Origin of the sequence: Nitrosospira sp. Nsp18 (assembly GCF_900103145.1) — a bacterium.
GTDB lineage: Bacteria > Pseudomonadota > Gammaproteobacteria > Burkholderiales > Nitrosomonadaceae > Nitrosospira.
This window is the reverse complement of record NZ_FMWY01000031.1, coordinates 1-24,414: the sequence shown is the minus strand read 5'-3', so window position 1 is coordinate 24,414 and position 24,414 is coordinate 1. Positions and strand designations below refer to the sequence as shown.

Genomic DNA, 24,414 nt, shown 5'->3' with positions numbered 1-24,414 from the left:
AAGTACTGGTTCAGGCGTCATTCTCTAGCCTCTGTCGGACTTTAAGGAAATCGACTACAAAGCGTCTGGCCGGTTCATATTTCGCCGCGATTCTTCAAGCCCGACAGAGGCTGCCAGCTATTTTTCACCACGAACCCGGATGAGCAATCCGCGTCCCGCTTCCTCGACCAAATTCAGTACGTGTTCGAAACCCTGATTTCCTCCAAAATAAGGATCAGGCACCTCCTCCACGCCTTCCGAATACCGCTCACTGTATTGCATCAGCAACCCAAGCTTATGGCTGTATTGGGGCGGACATTCTCGTTCGAGTATGGCCAGATTGGCCTTATCCATCGCCAGAATATAGTCAAAAACCTCAAAATCCGTTTCATCCACCTGACGGGCGCGCAACCCGGTTGCGTCATAGCCTCGCTGCGCCGCCGCTTTCTGAGCGCGCGCGTCCGGCGGTGCACCGATATGATAATCATGCGTACCGGCAGAATCGATGTGGATGGCGTTCTCAAAGCCGGCAGCGGTAACTTGATGTCTGAAGACAGCCTCCGCAGTGGGAGAGCGACAAATATTGCCCATGCAAACAAACAGAACACTAGTCTTGGTATTTTTTCCTCTGTTCATAATAATCAACAATACCTCCTTGTGTCCCTATTCCCTTACCCGCACATAATATTATAATACATCGCAATATCAAGTATTACCGGTGCTGTCGAGCAAGTTGAAGAATCGATATTCTCTATCTCTGCAATAGCGAACTTTCGAACAAGTGCGACGGCGAAGCGTTCCGGTCCACTGACCTGATAACTGAACCGGACAGTGGGAACGCTGTTGTGGAGGGTTATCTAATAGGGCAACTCTGCGTCCGGTTTGACCTGCAAAATAACCTTGCGAAAATCCTTCTGTATACGGTTTAAAGCTGCCTCGCTGTCGGCTTCAAATCGTAGCACGATCACTGGCATCGTATTGGATGAGCGCGCCAATCCAAAACCGTCCTTATATTCGACACGTAGTCCGTCGGTGGTAATCACACGCTCAGGATTATCAAAGCGCGCAGTTTTCTGTAATTGCGCGATAACGCGGTAGTTCTCACCTTCCTGTAATCTTATCTGCAATTCAGGCGTGCTAAGGGCGTCCGGGATTTCATTTAGTGCAAGATTAATATCTGTTTTGGAACTGAGTAGCTCCAGCAGGCGCGCACCTGCATAAAGCCCATCATCAAATCCATACCAGCGTTCATTAAAAAAAATGTGTCCACTCATTTCTCCAGCCAGCAACGCACCGGTTTCTTTCAATTTGCCTTTTATAAACGAATGTCCCGTCTTCCACATGATAGGCTCGCCGCCATGTTGCTTGATCCAGGGAGCAAGATTGCGAGTACATTTCACGTCAAAAATGATCCGCCCGCCCGGATTTCTGGACAATACATCGGCAGCAAACAACATCAACTGTCGATCGGGATAAATGATGGCGCCATTCTTGGTTACAACCCCCACACGATCACCATCACCGTCGAAGGCAAGACCTATTTCCGCATCGGCAGTCTTAAGAGCCTTAATCAGATCTCGCAAGTTCTCGGGAACGGACGGGTCGGGATGATGATTAGGAAAAGTCCCGTCGACCTCACAGAACAGCTCGGTTACCTCGCATCCCAATCTACGATATAGCGTAGGCGCATAGCGGCCGGGTACACCATTACCGCAATCAATGACGATTTTCATCGGACGCGCCAGCTTCACATCGCTGGTTATGCGCTGGAGATATGTTTCCGCAATATCGTGCGTGTGATAGTCGCCACTGCCGTAAAAAAAATCGTTATTTTCAAGCCGCCCACTCAAGGCTTGAATGGATTCGGCGGCCAAGGTTTCACCGCCCAATACCATCTTCAAGCCATTATATTCCGGAGGATTGTGGCTGCCGGTAACCATAACACCCGAATAATTACACAACATATGGGCAGCAAAGTAGAGCATGGGGGTGGCTACCATCCCGACGTCTATCACGTCGATACCGCTTTTTTGCAAACCTTTCGCAAGTGCCTGTGCCAGTTCCGGGCCTGATAATCTGCCATCCCGCCCTATCGCTATCGATGCAAGTCCGCGTGCTCGTGCTTCAGATCCGATAGCCTGACCAATGGCTTCGACGATTTCAGCGGTTAGTGTTTTCCCGACAATACCTCTAATATCGTAAGCCTTGAAAATTTCGTGCGGGAATGTGTCCATTAGAGTAGCGTGAGGTTGAATAGCAATATTTGGGTACAGCTCAACTAATACTTGAAAAAACAGCCATAGTCACCGATCAGGACTATGGCTTTCTGTTTTCAGCAATCAAATACTTGCTTTCGTTAATGATGACCTGACGCCGCACCCCCTTTAAGGGTGTAGCGCGTACCACAGTATGGACATAGTGCTTCGCCTGTGCCTTCTATCGGCAAGAACACGCGAGGATGCGAATTCCATAACAACATTGATGGCATCGGGCAATGAAGCGGTAAATCATCAGTAGTGATTTCTATTTGGCGCTCTTTATTATTGCTGGCGTGATTCTGCATCGTTTCTCTCAGCTCGTATCAAATATAGATCAGCGGAATCAGACATAGGTGAGCCATTCGGCATGATTTTCAGTCTTGCCTCTGGCACAGTCAAAAAACATGGCTTGCAGCCTTTCGGTTATCGGACCACGTTTTCCGCTGCCGATTCTACGATTATCAAGTTCCCGAATCGGGGTCACTTCCGCTGCAGTACCGGTAAAAAAGGCTTCATCAGCACAATAAACTTCATCGCGGGTAATTCGCTTCTCGATTATCGGAATTCCGATTTCTTCGGCAAGCTCCAGAATGGAAGCACGCGTAATACCCTCGAGGCAGGAAGTCATATCCGGCGTATAGAGCTTCCCATGCTTGATGATAAATATATTTTCGCCCGCTCCCTCCGCTACATAGCCGTCCACATCCAGCAGCAGCGCTTCATCATAGCCGTCAGTCGCAACCTCCTGATGAGCCAATATTGAATTTGCGTAGGTCGCGACCGACTTGGCGCGGCACATGTTGACGTTGACATGATGGCGAGAGAATGAGGACGTCTTGACACGAATGCCGTTTTCCAGGCCATCCGTGCCCAAATAAGCGCCCCATGGCCAGGCTGCGATAGCGACATGCACAGAAAGCGTCGTCGCTGCAATACCCATGGCTTCGGAACCGTAGAAAACGATCGGCCGGATATAGCACGATTCCAGCTTGTTCTGCCTGACCATATCGCGCTGCGCCTCCATCAGCGTCGCCTTGTCATAAGGTATTTTCATCATGAAAATATGTGCAGAATTAAACAAACGGTCGGTATGCTCCTGCAAACGAAAAATCGCGGCGCCTCGGGGCGTCTGATAGGCACGCAAACCCTCGAATACGCCTAACCCATAGTGCAGGGTGTGGGTAAGCACATGAGTGGTAGCATCACGCCACGGAATTACTTTTCCATCGCTCCAGATCACGCCGTCGCGGTCAGACATTGACATTCAGGGACTCCGGAGAGAATTGAGAATTGCGTATTCTAACGCATTTTTCCTTGAAAAATGAAAACGCTGGCTGTATGCACCCACTCCACCCTATATCAGCAGTTATCGTTGAAATTCAACAGCGCGTTTGCAAAGAGATAAACACAGATCAAGGATGATCGTCTAAAGACGGGATGTACCAAATACTTCATCCCACAATCGCAATACAGCCAAAGACCCGTCTTTCAAATAGCCTCCTTCAACTCGTGCAAACTTTCGCGATTCGCTTTCCGTTGATGGTATTCCCGCAAAGCCCGAGTCCCCGCTCAATCTTAAACGATGTTGAATTCGCCGGAATTCCCGATAGGCGCTGAGCGCTCGCTCCGCAGTTTCCCTTTGGATAAGCCCAAGTTTTCCAGCCAGCCGCAGCAGCGCGATGTTGCCGATGTTGTTGGTCAATTCCGGATGGTCGCAGGCATGGCCCAGAATCAGGTATTGCACAATGAATTCAACATCAATAATCCCACCGCGGTCGTGCTTGACGTCGAACAACCCGCTGGAATTGGGATGGGCATCAAGCATTTTTTGCCGCATGGCCGACACTTCGCGCTTCAGGCTTTCCAGCTCGCGAGGCTGGCGAAGAACTTCCTTGCGGGTATGCTCGAAAGCTTCCCCTACATGAACATCTCCCGCTACGAACCGCGCCCGTGTTAATGCCTGATGCTCCCAAACCCAAGCATGATTTCGCTGGTATTGATCAAAAGCCTGGACCGAACTTACCAGCAAACCGCTGCTGCCGTTCGGGCGCAAGCGTAAATCGGTCTCATACAACAGGCCGGCTGAAGTGTAACTTGTAAGCCAGGAATTGATGCGCTGACTCAGCCTGGCGTATATTTCGGCTGCATCGGGATGGTTGTCGTCATAAAGAAAAATAATGTCGAGATCCGACGCATAGCCCAATTCTTTCCCTCCCAGCTTGCCATAGCCGATGATGCCAAAAGCAGGCGGTTTATCCCGGTGCTTTCTTCTCAACCCTGACCAAGCCAAGCCCAATACGGCATCCAGTATCAAATCTGCCAGATCGGTCAGGTAATCACTCAGGGTTTCCAGCGGCAGCAATCCTTCTACGTCCTGGGCGAGCAATTGAAATACCTGAGCATGTTGAAAATGCCGCAGTACATCCATTTGCTGTTCGATATCACTGCCTCCGTGTCCACCCGCCTCGTTTAATTGCTGAATCAACCTTGCCCTGGCTCGAGACCAATCCGGCGCGGCCTGAAGATCAGCAGGATTGAGCAATTCATCCAGCAAGATGGGATGCCTGCCCAAGTACTCGCTGGCCCACTGGCTTATGCTGACAAGTTTGGCTACCCGCTCCAAGGCCTGGGGATACTCCAGCAGCAGCGCGAGATAGGCTGCGCGCCGGCTCACGTTTTCCAGTAACTGCAGTAAACGCTCGAGTGTAGTGTCTGCCGAGGGGAACCTGGCAGCCACTTCGATCAGGGCAGGGACGAGCGCATCAACCCGCTTTTTGCTCGCTTGCGGCAATTGGCGATATCGGGTGCTTACATGAAACTCCTGTAAGCGCCGCACAATTTTTTCCGCACTGGAAAATCCCATCGTAACCAGTTGCGTAGTGGCGGCCTCGGCTTCGATCCCGTCATCGTTTCTTTCCGGCCACAACCATGCGAAGGTGTGATGAGTTTGCGGTTTGCGTGGAGCAGCAAATATGTCCTCAAAATGCCGGGTAACATTGCAGCGATGGGTATCGAGTCTCTGCAAAAATTCGCCATAGGAAGAGAAGCCCATGGAAACCGCTATCAACGGCTGATCGGTATGCGTTTCCGGCAACATCTGCGTTTGTTGATCATCAAGATACTGTAAGCGATGTTCAAGATTGCGCAGAAAGTGATAAGCATCCGTGAGCTCTAATACAGTTTTATCTGGCAGTTGCTGTTTTTCACGCAGCAACGCTAATGTGGCGAGTGTAGAACGGATGCGCAAATCGGCGTCCCGCCCGCCGCGGATCAGCTGGAACAACTGGGCAATGAACTCGATCTCACGGATTCCGCCCGGTCCGAGCTTGATATCCCCATGCGTCTCGCGGCGATTTACCTCCCGGCGTATTTGCGCGTGTAAATCCCGCATGGATTCGTAAGCGCCAAAGTCCAGATATTTCCGAAACACGAACGGTTGTGCTATTTGTTCAATAATCACCGCCCTTTGTGCATGCGGGCCCGCTATTGCTCGGCCTTTGATCCAGGCGTAGCGCTCCCACTCGCGACCTTGGCTGATGAAATATTCTTCAAGCATAGCAAAGCTCATCACCAGCGGGCCGCTTTCGCCGTATGGACGTAATCGCATATCCACGCGAAAAACGTAACCGTCTGGCGTGATATCGTTGAGGCTACCAATCAGTTTCCGTCCAAGACGAGCAAAAAAATCATGATTGGATATAGATCTAGGACCGCTGGTTTCGCCGTCTTCCGGATAGACGAAAATCAGGTCTACATCGGACGAAACGTTGAGCTCGCAGCCGCCCAGCTTTCCCATGGCAATCACCAGCATTTCCTGAATTTTGTTTTCGGTATTTCTTGGCTGGCCATAGCGGTCGGTATCAGCCAGCCAAGTCTGTTGACGATCGAGTGCGAAGCCAATAGTGAGCTCCGCCAAATCGGTCATGCTCGTCATCACCTCGGCAAGACTCGCCAGGCCTCCCAGATCCCGTGCTGCCAGCCGCAGCATTACCCGCTTGCGCAGGCTGCGCAAAACCTTATTTAGACATGCCTCGTCATTTACAGCTTTGGCATTCGTGTTCACGAATGCTTGCATATCCTCTCGCAGAAAAGGAGACTGCAAATTTTGCTTGAGCTCAGCCAGTAATTCAGGCTCACTCTCCAGTATCCGGTATGCGTAACGACTGAACGGAAGGATGTGTTCGATTATTTCAGTTGCAGAACGATCGGTATGCATGGTCGAGATTCGGAGTTACAATAAATTATCAAAATATCTTTATTCCATCTGCATGGGTATTATGAGGTCATCAGGCTTGAACAAAGATGGCGCGGATATCTCTAATCTCTCTTTCACGCTTTTGCACCTTATCGCTTAGATCAAGTACAAACATACTTCCCGCTCATCCACGGGTAGAGAAGAACATATCGCCCCACGCAAACAAACCGGATCTATTTATTGAACTTATCAATAACGCCTCCCCCTCCTCCACGGTCCGGCTTGCTGTCCCGGCTGCTGACATGGGCGCTGATCGTGGTTGCAGCCTGTTTTTCCTTGCTGCTGCTATTGCTACGCTACTGGCTGCTTCCTGACATCGAGCAATATCGGGAAAATATCGCTTCTGCCATCAGCCATGCTTCCGGGCAGCACATAACGATAGGCGAGATCAGCGCAAATTGGGACGGACTACGTCCTCATATGATGCTGCGCGCCGTAAAAGTACATGATGAAGAGGGCGACATTACGTTGCTGTTGAATCAACTGTCAGGCACGCTTTCGTGGCGCTCAATATTACACGGCAAATTGTACTTTCGCGAAATCGAGATCGAACAGCCCGATCTAATCGTGCGCCGTGATACCAAAGGTGTGATCCATGTCGCCGGGTTCGCGCTCAGCAAAGAACTGACTGGGAGTGAAAACGATTTTTCCGATTGGCTTTTGAATCAGAATCAAGTCCGGATCAATAACGCCAGCATTCTCTGGCAGGATGACCAGCGTGGCGCGCCAGAGCTGGAGTTACTCGTCAACTTGCGTCTTGAAAACAGGGGTCACCGTCATCGCTTCGGCATACGTGCCACGCCGCCTGCCGAGCTTGCCGCACAGCTGGATATGCGCGGCGATTTTACCGGCGAATCGCTGGCCAACTCCGACCTGTGGCAAGGCCGGCTGTTCATGCAGATAGATAATGCCGATATTGCCGCTTGGGGTGTCTGGCTGCCCTTTCCACAAGAAATCAGGCTAAATCGAGGCGTTGGAGCGCTACGCATGTGGGCCGGAATTGATGGGACTGATATGAAGAAGCTGACCGCGGACATGCGCTTACGTAATGTCAAGGCACAACTGGCGCCCGATTTACCCGAATTAGACCTTATCCGTTTGCAGGGTAGAGTCGGATGGCGAAAGATAAACGGCGGAGGCACTGAAATTTTCGCGCATAAACTGAGTACTTCTGCTCGTGGCAAACGAAAGTGGATATTACAACCGGTAAGTTTTTCGCTGCAGACGATACCTTCTAATGTGACTGAACCTCATAGCACGAAATTGAGTATCGACAATCTGGAACTGGAAGTTTTTAAAGATGCGGCGAACTACTTGCCAATCAGCGCGCCATTGCGAGAGCAGCTCAGCAAGATAGCGCCCCGCGGAGAAATTCGTCATATGAGGGTGAACTGGAGCGGTGAACTGCCAGCGCCTCCCAATTTCAGCGCAAAAGGAGGATTCACCAATTTGGGTATGAGAAAATCCGGAAGGCTGCCCGCGTTCAGTGGCGTTTCCGGTAATATTGACATTACCGAGCGAGGCGGCGCCCTGACCCTGAACTCTCAAAACGTAATCGTGGAATTGCCTGAAGTATTTCGTGCGCCGCTGGCGCTGGAAATCATCACCGGTCAGGCGAGCTGGAATGTTTTAGCCAATAAAGATTCCATTGCATTCAGGTTCAACAACATTGCCTTTTCCAATAAAAATGCTGCGGGGTTGGCTTACGGAACTTATCGTTTTACAGCTGACTCCCCGGGCAAAATCGATCTGGTAGCCCATCTGGCGCGCGCCGATGCACCTTATTTGATGCATTACATGCCGATAGCAGTGAATTATCGAGATTGGCTTGACGACTCGATCGTTGAGGCGGGAACGCTGGAAGCCCGGCTTCATCTCAAGGGAGACCTGAGCCAGTTTCCTTTCGCCCATAGTGAAAACGGTATTTTCAGGTTACAGGCAAAGGTGTCCGGGTTAACGCTGGATCACATCCCCGGATGGCCCCGCATAGAGAATATGTACGGGAATTTGCAATTTCATAACAGCCGCATGGAATTTGACGCTTCTCAAGCTGATATCTTTGGAACAAAATTAAGCCGGGTGAACTTAAACATTGCCGACATGGCTGCATCCGATGCCATCTTAAGAAGCGAAATGCAAGCAAGCGGCTCGACGCGGCAATTCTTGAAATTCGCTAAATCGAGCATGGGCAGTAGTGATAACGGCAGCCTTGTCGATAATATCAGCATAACTGGGGATGGAAGACTGCTGCTCAAGCTCGATATTCCGCTGGATCATCCGGAAGCGGTCAAGCTATCAGGCAACTATCAGTTTATCGATAATCAGATTGATCCAGGCTCTCGCCTGCCCAACCTGAATAACGTCAACGGTGTAGTGGCTTTTACCGGCTCGGGGATAAAGACAGAAAATATAACTGCCCATCTCCTCGGTGGACCGGTGGTTATAAACTCCGCGGATATGCCGGACGGTAGCATACGTTTATCCGCCGCTGGCAAGATCAACCTCAACAAGATGAGCGAAATTCCGCAGGGGTCAGCGCGCGCCGCGCCATTGTGGAGACGCTATTTACGAGGCGATACCGATTGGCTGGCCATCGTCGATATACGCAACAAGTTGGCGGATATATCTATCGAATCATCGCTGGTCGGCATTACCTCCGATTTACCTGAGCCTTTTTCCAAGGCTGCCGCCGACACTGCACTGCTACGTTTCGAAAGGAAAGCCATGGATTCGAATAGCGATGAGCTAAGCTTAAGCTATGGCGATCTGGTAATGGCGAAATTCGAACGCGGCCAGGACGATGCCGGCAATTACCACGTAGAGAGGGGTATAGTAAGTTTTGGCACAGCACCTGCTGTTTTGCCCCAAAACGGTATATCGGCGAGTGGCGAGGTGCCATCCCTGAATCTGGACCGATGGCGCAACATATTGGCGCACGCCGGTAATGAACCTGGGCCGTCTCTCGGCCTGACAAGCATCAATTTCCATATTGGTGCGCTCGACTTTCTGGGCAGACACTTGAAAGACGTCACACTGAACGCCGACCGGGAAGACGGGATATGGTATTCCACCATCACAAGCGAGCACATCAATGGTGGTATCAGCTGGGACCCATCCAGCAACGGTAAAATAGTGGCGCGATTGAACAGGTTGATTATTCCCGCCAATTCCCGCCCATCTAAATCAACCGTACGAGCACAGATCCAGCAGGAGAAAGACTTGCCCGCTCTTGACGTAACGGTAGATAATTTTTTTATTGGCGAGAAACAACTGGGTCAGCTCGAACTGGTAGCCAGCCAGGAGGAGAGGAACTGGCGCATCGAGAAACTGCATATATCCAATTCAGACAGTGCAATAACGGCGCGCGGCATCTGGTACAATCGCGCCGCACAACCCATTATGCGAGCTAATCTTACAGTAGAGGCGAGTGATATTGGCCTGTTTCTGGCGCGCCTCGGCCACCCAGATCGCGTGAAACGCGGCAGTGGCAAGCTTGAGGGCGTCTTGTCGTGGTCTGGCGGCCCTCAATCAGTAGATTATCCTACCCTCTCAGGCAGCTTCAAGGTGGATGCCAAGCGAGGGCAATTTCCTAAATTTGAGCCAGGGATTGGCAGACTGTTCGGTATTTTCGACCTGCGATCGTTACCACGAAGAATCACATTGGACTTCCATGATGTGTTCAGCGAAGGTTTCGGTTTCGATAATATCTCTGGCGGCGTGAAAATCGGCCGTGGGATAGCTGTCACCGATGATCTCAAAATAGAAGGACCCGCAGCAAAGGTTGCCATAAACGGTGAAATAAACCTGGAAGCAGAAACCCAAAAACTGCATATCACAGTTAATCCGTCATTAGGATTGGCGGCTCCGGTGGTCGGCGTGGCCTCTGCAATTGCAAATACGGCAATGCAAAACCCAACCCCATCCAATGAATATGATATTACCGGTACCTGGAGCGATCCGACTGTTATCAAAAAGGCCGGGCGAGCACCCGAATCAAGCGAATATGAACAATAAAATTGGGTGAGGTAGATGGCGTTTAGCGACTTTTATTGAACACGACACGAGTCAGCTTTTTGGGGTGATTCTCCAATGTAAACTGCATCCATGATGCCAGAGGCTCCAAATCAACTACAAATAAACGGAGCGCAGCGGATAGCGCGTCGGTCGAATTCCGAAATTTCCCGAACCAGAACCATGATGGCAAGGGTCGACTGTTTGGACCGCGCGTCTCGTCTCCTCCTCCAACGTGTTGTGTCCTGAACCGCCGCCTTGAACAAAGCCTTTGAGCCCTGCTAAATAGGTATTCGATTGCAACAAGTTCACTTTCGGCGATGTGTTTCACTACATTTCGCTTTAAGCGCGCCCTTTATAAAGATATCGTTTTCAGTTACTCTGTCTCACCTGCCCTACCAGGTTTGATCCGGGGCGCCAAGTATGGGTGAACTCAATATGGGCGAACTGAAGCTTTCTTGTTGCGGTCTATGGAATCTACATCATAACAATGTTTGATAGCTCAGCCGTTCGCGACACGGATACCTCCAGAGAAGTAAAAAGTGGGCCTATCCGTATTGCTGCCATTCAGATGTCGGCGGGACCTAAAATAGCCGGCAACCTGGAAGAGGCCGCCCGGCTACTGGAAATAGCCGCCGCCCAAGGGGCCAAGCTCGCGGCGCTACCTGAATATTTCTGCATTATGGGCATGGAAGATGCCGATAAGGTAGCGGTGCGCGAGCAGGTTGATAGCGGACCGATACAGGAATTCCTGAGCAATATCGCGAAGCGTCTCGGTATCTGGTTGGTGGGTGGCTCTATACCGTTGGTGTCGTCGAGGCCGGATAAGGTTAGAAATAGTTGTCTGGTGTATGATGACCAAGGAAAGCAGGTTGCCCGATACGACAAGATACATCTATTTGGCCTGGAACTCGGGAACGAGCGCTATGCTGAGGAAGAAACCATCGAAGCCGGCTGTGGCGTCGTTGCCCTGAAGACACCGTTTGGCCGGATCGGTCTTTCGATTTGTTACGATCTGCGTTTTCCGGAGCTTTACCGTTCCATGGGACAAGTGGATATCATTTTTGCTCCGGCTGCTTTTACCGCAACTACCGGCAAGGCGCATTGGGAAACATTGATTCGTGCCCGTGCAATTGAAAATCTCGCGTATGTGGTTGCTCCCGCACAGGGGGGTTATCATATCAATGGGCGGGAAACGCATGGAGACAGCATGATCGTCGATCCTTGGGGGGTAATACTCAATCGTCTGCCACGCGGAGCAGGCGTAGTGATTGCGGAGATTAACCCCGAATATCAGGCCAGTTTGCGCAATAGCTTGCCTGCGCTTAATCACCGTATTTTGCATCACTGTTAAGATTACCGATGATTTTTTTGGACCCCTGGATATTATGATCACAGAACCCATCATTCAACCTGGCGATCTATTCGCCACCGCCAACCAATGCCTGCTGGCGCCTCACCAGATAGATACCGCCGGGCTGCAGAAGGTGTTTGGTCAAATGCTTACGCACCATGTCGAATATGCGGACCTGTATTTTCAATATAGTCGTTCCGAAGGCTGGGCTCTGGAAGAAGGCATAGTCAAATCAGGCACCTTTAATATTGATCAGGGAGTGGGTGTGCGCGCCGTGAGCGGCGACAAGACGGCGTTCGCCTATTCCGACGATATCAGCATGCCTGCTCTCGCTTCGGCTGCCGAAGCTACCCGTGCCATTGCGCGTACCGGTGTCGGGCAGTCGGTACAAGCAGTCAGGCGCAGCAAGGGACGCGAACTTTATCTGCCGCAGGACCCTATCGCCAGCCTTAAAGATACCGACAAGGTGGCGTTGCTCGAAAAACTCGAGGGCTACGCGCGCGCAGTTGACAAGCGCATTATCCAGGTTATGGCGTCTCTCGCGGGAGAGTATGAAGTGGTGCTGGTGGCGCGGAGCGACGGCCTGCTGGCAGCTGATGTCCGACCTCTCGTGCGGATCTCGGTGCAAGTCATCGCTGAAGAGAATGGGAAACGGGAACAAGGCGTCGCCGGAGGGGGCGGACGTTTTGATTATGCGTATTTCACCGACGAGGTGTTGCGCGATTATGCCGAGAAAGCCGTACATCAGGCCATCGTCAATTTGAATGCAAGACCTGCGCCGGCTGGAACCATGACGGTAGTATTGGGCGCGGGTTGGCCTGGAATACTGTTGCATGAGGCCATTGGCCATGGCCTGGAAGGAGATTTCAATCGCAAGGGTAGCTCCGCATTTTCTGGCCGCATCGGCGAACGTGTCGCTGCGACGGGCGTTACCGTGGTGGATGATGGCACGCTCGCACGGCGGCGCGGATCGCTTAATATCGATGACGAGGGAAATCCCACGCAGTGCACGGTCTTGATCGAAAACGGCATACTGAAGGGCTACCTTCAGGACAGCTTGAACGCTCGGCTAATGAACGTCCCGGTCACCGGTAATGCCAGACGCGAATCGTTTGCTCATATTCCTATGCCGCGCATGACTAATACGTATATGCTAAACGGGGATAAAAGTCCTGAAGAGATCATTGCGTCGGTGAAACATGGTTTATACGCAGTAAATTTTGGAGGCGGCCAAGTGGACATCACTAGCGGGAAATTCGTATTTTCCGCTGCTGAAGCGTATATGATCGAGGATGGGAAAATTTCTTATCCGGTGAAAGGTGCAACGCTGATAGGCAATGGTCCCGATATACTCACGCGGGTTTCGATGATCGGCAACGATATGTCGTTAGATCCCGGTGTCGGCACCTGCGGTAAAGAGGGCCAAAGTGTGCCGGTGGGCGTCGGTCAGCCTACGCTACGCATAGATGGATTAACGGTAGGCGGAACCGGTTAGAGGCTACAAATACGCAAACAAGCTGGAGTATCTCCGTTAACGCCGCGAACTTCGATAATCAGACACTCCTTGAAGCCGAAACCTGCACAAGAACCGATAATCTTTAGCGGGGCGTAAATAGTTACGGCCCGGCTGTGCTGCTCTTATCCGAAATCCCCTCCGACTTATCCTCAATTCTCATGATTCTGGTACCGGCCAACCTGTCATGCAGAAATTGGCGGTCGCGATCGAATAATGCCCAAACTATTCCGCCGCCAAAGAAAAAAACACCGATCACTGCAAATAAATAGCGTGCGAGGGCCTGTTTCAGATAAACCCGATCCCCGCTGGCGCTAACCACCCGAAGCTTCCAGGTTTGCATGGGCAGCGTTTGTCCGCCATGGGTCCAAAACCAGGTGAAATACATGCCCGCAATTACCAGAAGATAAAGCTGAAGCCCAGGCCGAAAAAATAGGGAACTGGTATCCCGGAACACCAGATGAAAAATAAAGCTGGCAATAAACAGAACAGCAATCAATATGAGAAATTCGTAAAGCATGCTCAGCAGTCGTCGCCCCAGTCCCGGGGCGGAGACTTTTACCGCTTCGGAAAACTCACTCACAGGACGTGCTTGTTATTTTTTGGATGCTGTTCTTGCTCTGATAGAGCGTCGGAAATATTTAGCGCGTTCATCTGCTATTTCCCCTGTGATCTTCGGATGTCTGCTCGTATTCGCGCCATTTTCGCTTTATTTCATGACGCTTCTCCGGTGGCAGCTTTTTAATGGTTTTATATTTCTCCCGGACCAGCTCGCGCTGCTCTGGAGTAAGCGAAAACCAGTCGCGCATCTGCAACTGAGCGCGATGCTGCTCGGCAGGGGTCATGCCCGAGTATCGCTTGGCAATGCCTAGCCACTTCTTTTTTTTTGCGGAGTCCATATTGTTCCACTCCTGCGCAAGTGGAGCCAGGACTTCTCTTTGCTGCGGTTTCAAGTTCTCCCAAGAGGGTTCGGCGGACAAGGCGTCGGCGGAAAGTGAAAAACATAAGCAGAACACTACTAGTGCTGATCTAGCCATGCATCAAACCCGTCGTCTAGATAAGCATTTATCGGCAAGTCGTCGGCAAGTACCAGAATGTCGATTTCCTCGTTTTCGTCGCCTTGCTGCAGGGTCTGCCAGTAGAGAATGCCCGCCAGGGTAAACAACAGCGCAATAATCGATAGCAGCTTTCCAGTCTTGACCTGCCATTCATTCCCATTCCGCGCTGAGGCGCCTTGTCCGACATTAGATACTGACTCGGCCATATGGTAATTTTCGAGGGAAGCTCTGCGTGCAGATTGGAGTTGGTTTAGCGTACTCTGCTTGATATCATCAAGGCCGAGATCCAATAACTTCGTTATCTTCTTACCTACTTCGTGTTCGTTCATAGCTCGATTCCATTTTTTTCCAGCAATGCAGCAAGACGATGGGTTGCACGCGAGCAGTGAGTTTTCACGCTTCCTTCAGAACAACCCATGACCGCTGCCGCTTCTGCGACATCCATCTCTTCCCAGTAACGCAGAAGAAAAGCCTGCCGTTGACGTGCTGGAAGGGTTTCAATCGCTTTTTCCAGTAAATTAAGAAGTTGCGATTGCTCCAATTGCTCATGTGGATCACCAAAATTGGAGGGCCCATCCAGCTGTAAAGTTTCCAGCGGATCGTAATCTTCATTTTCCTTTTCCTGATTGCGGGGAATAAATGATGAAAACAGGGTAGTCCACAAGGAGCGGGTCTTTTGCCGCCGGTAAAAATCCCTTATGGTATTTTGCAGAATACGCTGAAACAGGAGAGGCAATTCTTCCAATGGTTTGGAGGGATACTTTTCAACCAGTTTCGTCATCGAATCCTGAACAACATCCAGCGCCAGATGTTCGTCTCTTACCGCGAACAATGCCTGTTTATACGCGCGCCGTTCGATTTCAGCTAAAAAACCGGAAAGTTCCTGTTGAGTAGCCAGGAGGGTTTGCCTATTGGAAAATGAAAAAACGGGAGATGATCTCACGCCCCGCCGCAATATTAGCAAATTTTTTTGGTTTGCCGAAACGGTTTACCTCTCACAAAGTCAGCTTCATAAGCTTATGATACGGCGGACCTTTAGAAAAGTAACATATTATCAGGCTGGCTTGGTCAGTCCCAGTAGGTACAGCCCATTTATCTGCGGCGCACCAGCGCAAGGATGTGCCATATTTGCGTGTTAGAGCAGTTGCATGCAAAGCACCACAAAAGATTCTGGAGCGCGCTGTCAACTGCGACCCCAGTGTTGTGTTCCAGCCAAATGGGGTATCGAAAGTGCTAATGTCGAGATTCTGCCGGGTTTAGGTTTGCACTCATGCGACAATATGTCGCATTGTGATAATCATATTTCACGCCTATCATGGGCTTGTTTCAATCTGATAGACAACTTCGCGCAGGCCTCTGCACCTAAAAATCTCTGTATTACTCTCCATAATATCTATACGTAGGTATTCACGTTTAGTGGTAAAATTTCAAATACGGATTGCGACTGATTCTTAATTAGATTTACATTACTGATGCTCGATATTTTTGAAGCTCAAATTCTGAAAGTTCGGTGCGAGCCGGGCTTACTGGTAAGAAAGGCTCGCTATCGTTGTATCTGTAATTTTTTCCCCAATCACGAATTATGCAGCTATTTTACCACTGCTCATGGGTAGTCCAAAAGAAGCTGTCTCTTATACTCAGCCCAGCGGAGGACATTCAATGATGCGGCGTTTAGTTCTCATGTTAATGCTAAGTTTTGTAACTGCCGTTGCTGCGGCTGAAAGCGTCCGTCCTTTTACCGCGGGGAGCCTTCAGAAGGTTCTTGCGCCCCGGGAAGGTAAACCTTTCATTCTCGTTTTGTGGTCTCTTGAATGTCAATATTGCCCGACAGAGTTGAAGATGCTAAGCGAGCTCAAACGCAGCCATCCCAAGCTGGACGTCGTATTGATCGCCACCGATACAGTCAGCGATACGCCGCAACTTGCTTCCCGGGCGGAAAGCTACGGTATGAATAATACCGAGCAATGGGTTTTTGCAGAGGACATGCCAGAACGCTTGCGTCTTGAAATTGATAGTCGCTGGTATGGCGAAGTACCCAGGGCGTATTTTTATGATCGCAAGCACCAACGCGAGGTCAAGACCGGCCTCGTCAACAAGAAGTTTGTAGAAGATTGGCTGGCCCGCAATACGACAACCGACTCGTGATATCGAATATAAAGCGATGAAGCATAATCCTGCCTTTTTACCCGGCCTGATGTTTGTCCTCGCCGTCCATGGGGCGCTGCTCTACTATCTATTCAAACAACAATTGATCCCGCCGCCGCAACAGCTGGCGACGTTGATGGTCAACTTTATTCCTTCCTTCCAGCCCAAGGAAGAATCCAAGCCTGAGCCACCTCCCCCCTTGCCCAAGCCTCAACCGCCCAAGAAGCCGAAATCACAGCAACTGGTTGCGGAAAAACCGGTAGTAGCCGAGAGTGAGCGGGTCGCACCCCCTTCCCTCCCCGAACCCGAACCAGAACCAGCACCGGAGCCAGTAGCGGAAGTAGCTCCTCCCCAGATGCCGCCGGGACCCGTTACGCTCTCCTCGGAACTATCTGTCGTGTGCCCCGAACGCAACGCGCCCGCTTATCCCGCGCTTTCGCGGCGGCTCGGCGAAGAGGGCAAGCTGATGCTACAAGTGGAACTGGACGAAAAAGGTCATGTTAATGTATTACAGGTAATCGATAGTAGCGGTTTCAAGCGTCTGGATGAAGCCGCCAAGGCCGCGGTAAAAACCTGGCGATGCAATCCGTACATGCGCGATGGCCAGCCGACCCGTGTCACTGCTCAGCAACACTTCAACTTTATACTCCAAGGAGATTGACCGATGGAAAAAAGTCTCGGCTTTTCAAATTTTCTCACCCAGCTCGATGGCGTGGGTATCAGCGTGCTTGTACTGCTCCTTACGCTTTCGGTGGCGAGCTGGTATTTGATACTCACCAAAGGTATCTCGAATTTTCTGGCCAATCGGCAGGCCGAAGCTTTTCTCAAGCGTTTCTGGAGCGCCGGTTCGCTACAGGAGGTGAACTCGACGCTGCACGAAGGCTCGGGTGATAATGCGTTTGCGCAATTGGCGCAACTTGCGTTGGAGGCTGCAGCTGACTCTGAAAAACACGGCTTGCAAAAACTTGCTGCGGCAGGCGGAGCAAGCGAGTTCATTACACGCGTATTACGTAATGGCCTCGACCAGGAAGCAACCCGCGTCGAAAACGGACTCACAGTAATAGCCTCGGCAGGTTCCGCCGCGCCTTATATCGGGCTTTTCGGCACGGTATGGGGCATCTATCATGCGCTGGTACAAATTGGACTATCCGGTCAGGGTACCTTGGATAAAGTCGCCGGCCCGGTGGGTGAAGCGTTGATTATGACGGCATTGGGACTGGCGGTGGCAATTCCGGCGGTTTTGGCCTATAACACATTCGTGCGGCGCAATCGCATCTGGCTGGCGCGCCTGGATGCCTTTGCTCACGATCTATTTGTACTGATTGCGGTGGGCGCCAAAAATAATAGCTCCGCTGGGGATGAGCGCCTGCTGCGCGTAGTCGCCCCCACAATGAATTCCGCGCTTGCACCCAATGAAAGGAGGTCGTGATGGCTTTTGGCAGCATGGATGGCGGCAACCGTCAGATGCCGATGTCCGAAATCAACGTGGTACCGTTGGTGGACGTGATGTTGGTATTACTTGTGATCTTCATCATCACCGCACCTTTGCTGACCCATTCAGTTAAAGTCGATCTGCCGAAAGCGTCGAGTAGCCCAAATATTACGCAACCGGATCACGTTGAATTTGCGCTTCGGGGCGACGCTAGCCTATACTGGAATGGTGAAGCGGTAACCATGGATCAGTTGGCGCCCCGGTTTGCCGCAGCGGCAAAACAGAATCCCGATATCGAGCTGCATATCCGCGCTGATAAGCATGTCCAGTACGAGCACGTGGCAAGGGTGATGTCTATCGCAGCAAAAGCCGGATTAGTACGAATTGGGTTTGTTACCGATCCGACTACACAATAGTAACGTCTGCCAAAACATAGTTGGGAAAACGGGATGCTAATGGCCAGAACTTTGAGCATATACATGCCATGTGGCAGACGCCTTGCCTCAGCGGTCAGGATTATATGGCTCTAGCTGCTCGCACCCGATGGCGAAGCCTCCTGCTGCACGGTTCCATTGCTACCACGGCTCTCGGTCTGGGTTTGATGTCATGGTTCATCGCCAAGCCGATGGCCACCCGAATCCACCAAACTGTACCAGGAGAACGGGTGACCATTACAGCCACACCGGATATTGACATCAGTCTGGATGCCGACAGCAGTGTAACTGTCAGCAACGCAAAGCCTCCCCAGATCGAATTGCTGCGAGGCAACGCTTATTTTGACGCCAAAGGCGGGGGGGCGGGCAAATTGCAAGTGAAAGTCGGTACAACGTATATCAACGATATCGGTACCCGTTTTAGCGTTAGTAAACGAGTAAATGGCGGTACTATTGCAGTGGCTGACGGTCAGGTAGAGATTCTGGTAGAGAATGGAACATATCTGGTCGGTGCCCACGAACAGGCGGATTTCGACGGCATAAGAGTCACCGGCCAGAGAGTGATCGCGGATGCGGACATAGCGGCGTGGCGCCAAAATCAATAAGAATCCGGCACAGCGTCACGTGGACCAACTTGCCAATGCGCTACCGATACCGCTATATGATTTAATCATTCCCCTCAGCACTGCACCCACACCGGAAGCAGAGCAATGTTCGCCTCGGCGCCAACCTCAGGTGCATCAACTTTAAATAGCGCGTTTCATGAAACCCGTTGCAATCTTCAGGCACTTTCCAATAGAGGGCCCAGGTTATCTTGCCCCGTTTCTGGATTCCCATTCCATTCCTTACCAGCTCGTCAAGGTCGACTCCAATGAGGCATTACCCACCCGTGCCAACTATTTTAGCGGGCTGGTATTCATGGGTGGGCCCATGAGCGTAAACGATGATCTCCCATGGATTGCGCCCGCGCTTGCATTAATCCGGCAGGCGGTAACACACAATATTCCGGTTTTGGGCCATTGTCTTGGTGGGCAATTGATGGCGAAGGCGCTGGGGGGAGTGGTAAGCAGAAGCCCGGTCAGCGAAATCGGCTGGGGTAGAGTAAACGTCGCGGACAATCCTATTGCACGTGATTGGTTTGGAGAATTGTCGAGCTTTGAGGCGTTCCACTGGCATGGAGAAGGTTTTACCATTCCGGAGGGAGCGGCTCTCCTGCTTTCGAGTCCCCATTGCGAAAATCAGGCATTCGCAATGGGCACGCATCTGGCATTACAATGTCATGTCGAGATGACTGAGGAAATGGTGAAAGCCTGGTGCAAAGCAGGCGCTGAGGAAATTTACAACAACCCTGGACCATCGGTGCAATCGGCAGAGGCAATACAGACGGGCCTGACCGAGCGAGTATCGGTACTGAATCAGGTCGCTTGCCGCTTATATGAGCGTTGGATTTCCGGCCTTATGAATACAACAACCGGTTGAGATAATACGGCGAATCATTCGCGGAAATTCTGGAATTGCAGCGGAAATTCGGTAATCGATTTCTTGACGAGCTGTATCGCCTCTTGCAAGGTATCACGCTTTGCGCCTGAAATACGCACCGCGTCACCCTGGATACTGGCCTGAACCTTGAGCTTGCTATCCTTGATGAGCCTGATAATCTTTTTTGCAAGCTCGCTTTCCACCCCTGTTTTAACCGTGACTTGCTGTTTGACTTTATTGCCACTGATTTTTTCCGGCTTCCCTTCGTCCAGGCAACGCACATCGACACCACGCTTGGCGAGCTTGGCCATCAGAATATCCAGAACCTGGCTCAGCTTGAAGTCGTCATCTGCGTAAACGGTAAGCGTGTAATCCGCTTGCTCCACGCGCGCATCCGATCCCTTGAAATCAAAGCGCGTGGTCACCTCCTTGTTCACCTGGTCAATTGCATTTCTGACTTCCTGCTTGTCAACTTCGGAAACAATGTCGAATGATGGCACGATAGTCTCTTCCTGGTTTACGGACTAGGGCTGCGGCAAGTTTAACCGATGGAAAACATGAAGTGCAGCCCTGTAATTATTGCCTGTTTTTTAAATTTGCGGCGATACGCATTCGTAACGCGTTGAGCTTGATGAATCCGGCCGCATCCGTTTGATTATATGCGCCTTGATCTTCCTCAAAAGTGGCAATGTGCGAATCGAACAGAGAGTCTGTTTTAGAGTCTCGTCCGACTATGATCACGTTCCCTTTATAGAGCTTTATTCGCACCCAGCCGTTTACCGGCGTTTGGGATGCATCAATCATCGTTTGCATCATTCTGCGCTCCGGGCTCCACCAATAACCATTATAAATAAGTTCGGCATAGCGCGGCATCAGTTCATCTTTAAGGTGGGCAACCTCACGGTCGAGGGTAATGGATTCGATGGCCCGATGCGCACGCAACATGATGGTGCCGCCGGGGGTCTCATAGCATCCACGGGATTTCATGCCCACGTAACGATTTTCCACCAGATCCAGGCGCCCGATACCGTGCTTGCCACCTAACTGATTAAGTTCGGCAAGTACGTCCGCCGGGGAGAGTTTCCGGCTGTTTATGGCGATGATGTCGCCTTGCCTGAATTCCAGTTCGATATATTCTGCCTTATCCGGTGCGTTCTCGGGCGACACGCTCCATCGCCACATGGATTCCTCCGGCTCATGCGCAGGATCTTCAAGGATTCGACCTTCATAGGAAATATGCAACAGATTGGCGTCCATGCTGTAAGGGGACCCGCCCTTTTTCTTCATCTCCACCGGGATGCCATGCGTTTCCGCATATTTTAAAAGGCTTTCCCTGGAAGTAAGGTCCCATTCGCGCCATGGCGCAATCACCTGAATATCGGGCTGAAGCGCATAGTAGCCGAGCTCAAACCGCACCTGGTCATTACCTTTCCCTGTCGCGCCATGGGAAACCGCATTTGCTCCGGTTATCTGCGCTATCTCGATTTGCCGTTTGGCGATCAGCGGACGGGCGATACTGGTGCCAAGCAGATATTCGCCCTCATATACCGCATTGGCACGAAACATGGGAAAAACGAAATCACGCACGAATTCTTCACGCAGATCTTCGATGAAGATCTCCTTCACTCCCAATTGCGTCGCCTTTGCGCGCGCCGGCTCTACTTCCTCCCCTTGCCCGATGTCCGCAGTGAAGGTTACTACCTCACACTGATAGGTATCCTGCAACCACTTTAAAATTACCGATGTATCCAAGCCCCCGGAAAATGCAAGAACAACCTTATTAATTTTAGACACATCAACCTGCTTTATTTTTTTCATGCTTGGCTCGTCAATAGAAATGCGAATTGCGTTCTTGCAATATAACAGTTGAAAATTCGAGTTATCAGATTTCCGCCAACCTTCCCAACAGCAGATATTCTATCAATGCTTTTTGGGTATGCAGACGATTCTCGGCCTCTTCCCATACGATGGATTGAGGACCGTCGATAACCTCCGCCGCCACCTCTTCGCCGCGATGGGCAGGCAGGCAGTGCATGAACAGCGTTTCTTTCTTGGCGCAGGACATCATTTCCGCATCTACGCGAAAATCCGCAAAGTCTTTTTTCCGTTCCTCGGTTTCCGCTTCAAAGCCCATGCTGGTCCATACATCCGTCGTAACCAGATCCGCATCTCTCACTGCGTCATGCGGATCGGCAAATTCCTCATAGTGGTCAGTGCCGTAGAGGCCGGCTCGTTCCGGCTCCACTTCGTAACCGCGAGGCGTCGAGACATGCACGTTAAAATCGAACACCTCAGCTGCCTGGAGCCAGGTGTTGCAGACGTTATTTGAATCTCCGATCCACGCCACCGTCTTGCCGGAGATACTGCCGAACTGCTCAATAAAAGTAAAAATATCGCCCATGATCTGGCAGGGATGATATTCATCGGTCAGTCCGTTGATAACGGGTACTCGCGAGTGCGCCGCAAAACGCCTGATGATGTCGTGTTCATAGGTACGGATCATGACGATATCCACCATACGCGAAATCACGCGCGCTGCATCTTCTACAGGTTCGCCTCGGCCCAACTGGGTATCCCGGGTGGATAAATAAATCGCCGCACCGCCCAACTGATGCATACCGGCTTCAAACGAAAGTCGGGTACGAGTTGAATGCTTATCAAAAATCATGGCGAGAGTGCGATCCTGCAACGGCCAGTAGCGCCGGTATTGCTTGAACTCATGCTTGATCCAGCGTGCACGTTCGAACAGATATTCGAACTCCTCCCGGGAAAAATCGTTGAACTGTAAAAAATGCTTGATCTGCATGATATGCTGAACCATAGATTGAGCCGATTTGGAAAAACATGAGCTGGCCGTGTTTTTCAAGGCTCATTTTTTGAGATTTACTATCTTGTCATGCCGCCAAAAATTCTTTCACCAGACCGGACAAGATGGTTACCACCCGTTCGGCCTCGTTCCGTTTAATCACTAGCGGCGGCAGGAGACGCACTACTTTATCCGAGGTTACGTTGATCAACAGTCCTTTCTTCAAGGCTGCCATTACGAGTTCGCCACAAGGTCTGGAGAGCTCGATGCCGATCATCAATCCCTGACCACGAATTTGTTTTACATCGGGCAAGTCGGCGAGCTGTGCCTTGAACATACTGCGCATGAAGTCGCCCACCTCCATCGCGTTCCTTAGCAAATCCGCTTCTTCGATTACCTTGAGCGTGGTCAGCGCAGCAGTACAGGCCAGCGGGTTGCCACCAAAAGTAGAGGCGTGGTTGCCGGGCTTGAATACTTCCGATGCCAAACCTTTTGCCAGACAGGCACCAATGGGTACGCCCGAACCCAAGCCCTTGGCAAGTGTCACCACATCAGGAACGATGCCACTGTGCTGGAAAGCGAACCAGTTGCCGCTGCGGCCGATTCCACACTGCACCTCATCCAGCATCAGCAGCCAGCCGTTCTGATCGCACAAGTGGCGCAATCCTTGCAGGTAGCTTGCCTGCGGTACATTCACGCCGCCTTCGCCCTGATAGGGCTCAACCAATATGGCGACAACGTTCTTGTTGTGCACGCCCACCTGCGCCACTGCTTCCAGATCATTGTATGGAACCCGCGCAAAACCGGTGAGCAATGGTTCGAAACCTGCCTGCACCTTGCGATTGCCACTTGCAGTCAAGGTGGCCATAGTTCGGCCGTGAAAGGATTTCTCCATTACGATAATGGTGGGCAGATCTATATTTTTACCATGCCCATACAGTCTTGCCAGTTTGATCGCGGCTTCGTTTGCTTCGGCGCCCGAATTGCAGAAAAATGCGTTATCCATACCCGACAGTATGGCAAGCTGGCTGGCTAGCTGTTCCTGCTTTCCAATATGGTAAAGATTGGAAGTATGAATAAGCGTCCCGACCTGATGACAAAGCGCCTTCACAATCTCTGGATGGCAATGCCCCAAGCCGCATACGGCAACGCCTGCGAGGGCGTCGAGATAGCGGTTGCCCTCCTCATCCCACAGCCATACCCCCTCCCCCCTCGCAAATGTAACGGGCAGCGGCAGGTAGGTGTTCATCAAATTGGACATTTAAGAGGCCTCTGAATAAATTCTCTGTGAAGTAAACTGCCGGCAAAATCGGAATGATTGTATAGCGCGGGGCGAATATAGGGGCCGACTATAAAAAGCCAAAGCCGGGAAAGGCGCCGAGGTAGAGATATCTTCTGGCTGAGGCTCGCATGGGGCAGTGCTGCCGTCGGGCCCGCGTAGGACTTGTTCAGGGATTCCATAAGTGGGTATCAATGTTTGCCAAGTCTGAAAGCGGCACGGCGGCCAAAGCCGCCGTGCGCCGCAAGAATAATTTTTAGGTGCAACCCATTATCTTTACCTATTTAACCAGCTTTTTCAAGCCCTTTTCCTCAGCCGAATTGCGCCGAATTAAATGTAACCGAAAGGTATTCTGAGAAATAACGTTGCGCCATATTGAAGGTTACCGAAAAGGAGACCTTGATATGGTAA

The 24,414-nt window shown here is 51.2% G+C and carries 22 protein-coding genes; 9 read left to right on the top strand and 13 right to left on the bottom strand.

Annotation, left to right across the window (positions count from 1 at the left end):
* Nucleotides 1–117: 117 nt before the first annotated feature.
* The 5 genes from BLS94_RS12330 to glnE form a co-directional block, all read right to left on the bottom strand.
* Nucleotides 118–615, bottom strand: coding sequence for a low molecular weight protein-tyrosine-phosphatase (locus BLS94_RS12330; RefSeq protein WP_090961493.1), 498 nt, complete (start codon nt 613–615; stop codon nt 118–120).
* A gap of 221 nt (nt 616–836) precedes the next feature.
* The gene (locus BLS94_RS12325) at nt 837–2,213 is read right to left on the bottom strand and encodes a phosphomannomutase/phosphoglucomutase (protein ID WP_090961491.1); all 1,377 of its coding nucleotides are present in this window, start codon (nt 2,211–2,213) and stop codon (nt 837–839) included.
* Between the two features lie 122 nt (nt 2,214–2,335).
* Nucleotides 2,336–2,542: a zinc-finger domain-containing protein gene (locus tag BLS94_RS12320; RefSeq protein ID WP_072768354.1), complete on the bottom strand. Its 207-nt coding sequence runs from the start codon at nt 2,540–2,542 to the stop codon at nt 2,336–2,338.
* Nucleotides 2,543–2,580: 38 nt separating this feature from the next.
* Nucleotides 2,581–3,501, bottom strand: coding sequence for a branched-chain amino acid transaminase (locus BLS94_RS12315; protein WP_072768355.1), 921 nt, complete (start codon nt 3,499–3,501; stop codon nt 2,581–2,583).
* A 162-nt stretch (nt 3,502–3,663) separates the two neighbouring features.
* Nucleotides 3,664–6,453 (bottom strand): bifunctional [glutamate--ammonia ligase]-adenylyl-L-tyrosine phosphorylase/[glutamate--ammonia-ligase] adenylyltransferase, encoded by a 2,790-nt coding sequence (gene glnE / locus BLS94_RS12310; RefSeq protein WP_090961488.1) that lies wholly within the window; start codon nt 6,451–6,453, stop codon nt 3,664–3,666.
* A 219-nt stretch (nt 6,454–6,672) separates the two neighbouring features.
* On the opposite strand from glnE, the gene BLS94_RS12305 reads away from it, so the two are divergent.
* The 3 genes from BLS94_RS12305 to tldD all read left to right on the top strand — a co-directional run bounded on the left by BLS94_RS12305 (nt 6,673) and on the right by tldD (nt 13,352).
* Nucleotides 6,673–10,506 (top strand): YhdP family protein, encoded by a 3,834-nt coding sequence (locus BLS94_RS12305; protein WP_256325423.1) that lies wholly within the window; start codon nt 6,673–6,675, stop codon nt 10,504–10,506.
* 487 nt (nt 10,507–10,993) lie between these two features.
* On the top strand, nt 10,994–11,857 hold the full coding sequence (locus tag BLS94_RS12300) for a carbon-nitrogen hydrolase family protein (RefSeq protein ID WP_090961485.1): 864 nt from the start codon (nt 10,994–10,996) through the stop codon (nt 11,855–11,857).
* 34 nt (nt 11,858–11,891) lie between these two features.
* Nucleotides 11,892–13,352, top strand: coding sequence for a metalloprotease TldD (gene tldD, locus BLS94_RS12295; RefSeq protein WP_072768359.1), 1,461 nt, complete (start codon nt 11,892–11,894; stop codon nt 13,350–13,352).
* 121 nt (nt 13,353–13,473) lie between these two features.
* On the opposite strand, the gene BLS94_RS12290 is transcribed toward tldD, so the two are convergent.
* The 4 genes from BLS94_RS12290 to BLS94_RS12275 form a co-directional block, all read right to left on the bottom strand.
* Nucleotides 13,474–13,953 carry an RDD family protein gene (locus BLS94_RS12290; RefSeq protein WP_256325422.1) on the bottom strand — a complete coding sequence of 160 codons (480 nt, stop codon included), beginning with the start codon at nt 13,951–13,953 and terminating at the stop codon, nt 13,474–13,476.
* Nucleotides 13,954–14,020: 67 nt separating this feature from the next.
* Complete coding sequence (locus tag BLS94_RS12285) at nt 14,021–14,407, bottom strand: DUF3106 domain-containing protein (RefSeq protein WP_090961482.1); 387 nt, start codon at nt 14,405–14,407, stop codon at nt 14,021–14,023.
* Entirely contained in the window at nt 14,389–14,757 is a 369-nt protein-coding gene (locus tag BLS94_RS12280; RefSeq protein ID WP_090961479.1) for a DUF3619 family protein, read from the bottom strand. The genes BLS94_RS12285 and BLS94_RS12280 overlap by 19 nt, the downstream gene beginning before the upstream one ends.
* On the bottom strand, nt 14,754–15,326 hold the full coding sequence (locus tag BLS94_RS12275; protein ID WP_090961514.1) for an RNA polymerase sigma factor: 573 nt from the start codon (nt 15,324–15,326) through the stop codon (nt 14,754–14,756). The genes BLS94_RS12280 and BLS94_RS12275 overlap by 4 nt, the downstream gene beginning before the upstream one ends.
* Before the next feature lie 761 nt (nt 15,327–16,087).
* On the opposite strand from BLS94_RS12275, the gene BLS94_RS12270 reads away from it, so the two are divergent.
* From BLS94_RS12270 to BLS94_RS12245, 6 genes are all read left to right on the top strand, one after another.
* Nucleotides 16,088–16,573 carry a thioredoxin domain-containing protein gene (locus BLS94_RS12270; protein ID WP_090961476.1) on the top strand — a complete coding sequence of 162 codons (486 nt, stop codon included), beginning with the start codon at nt 16,088–16,090 and terminating at the stop codon, nt 16,571–16,573.
* 16 nt (nt 16,574–16,589) lie between these two features.
* The gene (locus BLS94_RS12265; protein WP_090961473.1) at nt 16,590–17,234 is read left to right on the top strand and encodes an energy transducer TonB; all 645 of its coding nucleotides are present in this window, start codon (nt 16,590–16,592) and stop codon (nt 17,232–17,234) included.
* Between the two features lie 3 nt (nt 17,235–17,237).
* Nucleotides 17,238–18,002: a MotA/TolQ/ExbB proton channel family protein gene (locus BLS94_RS12260; RefSeq protein ID WP_072768365.1), complete on the top strand. Its 765-nt coding sequence runs from the start codon at nt 17,238–17,240 to the stop codon at nt 18,000–18,002.
* A complete protein-coding gene (locus BLS94_RS12255) occupies nt 18,002–18,421 on the top strand; it encodes an ExbD/TolR family protein (protein WP_072768366.1) in 420 nt (139 codons plus the stop codon). Before BLS94_RS12260 ends, BLS94_RS12255 begins: the two co-directional genes overlap by 1 nt.
* Nucleotides 18,422–18,525: 104 nt before the next feature.
* Nucleotides 18,526–19,044, top strand: coding sequence for a FecR domain-containing protein (locus BLS94_RS12250; protein WP_072768435.1), 519 nt, complete (start codon nt 18,526–18,528; stop codon nt 19,042–19,044).
* 157 nt (nt 19,045–19,201) lie between these two features.
* Nucleotides 19,202–19,918, top strand: a complete 717-nt coding sequence (locus tag BLS94_RS12245) for a type 1 glutamine amidotransferase (RefSeq protein ID WP_090961471.1) — start codon at nt 19,202–19,204, stop codon at nt 19,916–19,918.
* 14 nt (nt 19,919–19,932) lie between these two features.
* Here the strand turns inward: BLS94_RS12245 and BLS94_RS12240 are convergent, their stop codons facing one another.
* The 4 genes from BLS94_RS12240 to BLS94_RS12225 all read right to left on the bottom strand — a co-directional run bounded on the left by BLS94_RS12240 (nt 19,933) and on the right by BLS94_RS12225 (nt 23,985).
* On the bottom strand, nt 19,933–20,418 hold the full coding sequence (locus tag BLS94_RS12240) for a YajQ family cyclic di-GMP-binding protein (protein ID WP_090961468.1): 486 nt from the start codon (nt 20,416–20,418) through the stop codon (nt 19,933–19,935).
* A 76-nt stretch (nt 20,419–20,494) separates the two neighbouring features.
* Nucleotides 20,495–21,736: an argininosuccinate synthase gene (locus BLS94_RS12235; protein ID WP_371130293.1), complete on the bottom strand. Its 1,242-nt coding sequence runs from the start codon at nt 21,734–21,736 to the stop codon at nt 20,495–20,497.
* Between the two features lie 64 nt (nt 21,737–21,800).
* Nucleotides 21,801–22,724 (bottom strand): ornithine carbamoyltransferase, encoded by a 924-nt coding sequence (gene argF / locus BLS94_RS12230; protein ID WP_072768437.1) that lies wholly within the window; start codon nt 22,722–22,724, stop codon nt 21,801–21,803.
* 88 nt (nt 22,725–22,812) lie between these two features.
* Nucleotides 22,813–23,985 (bottom strand): aspartate aminotransferase family protein, encoded by a 1,173-nt coding sequence (locus BLS94_RS12225; protein ID WP_090961465.1) that lies wholly within the window; start codon nt 23,983–23,985, stop codon nt 22,813–22,815.
* Nucleotides 23,986–24,414 lie beyond the last annotated feature (429 nt).